This window comes from Oleiphilus sp. HI0123, assembly GCF_001635315.1.
In genome coordinates this window covers 1-206 of record NZ_LWGE01000329.1, presented here as the reverse complement: position 1 = coordinate 206, position 206 = coordinate 1, and the positions used below count along the sequence as shown (strand labels likewise).

The window sequence follows — 206 nt, the reverse complement described above, 5'->3', positions numbered from 1 at the left end:
TTGGCGACACAACTCAGAGCCAATTGACCCCCCCGCACCAGTGACCATCACCACCTTATTTGAGATACAACCCGAAAGCCTGGCCCTATCGGCCGCGACTTCATCACGCCCAAGCAGGTCTTCAATATCAACATCACGAATTTCTTCAATTCGCGCCTTACCGCTGACAACATCATTAATTTGTGGAATGGTCTGCACAGCAAGCG

Annotated in this window: 1 pseudogene; it reads right to left on the bottom strand. The window is 51.0% G+C overall.

The features are described from left to right. A pseudogene (locus A3761_RS26770) lies at nucleotides 1-206 on the bottom strand (polysaccharide biosynthesis protein); the annotation flags it as partial.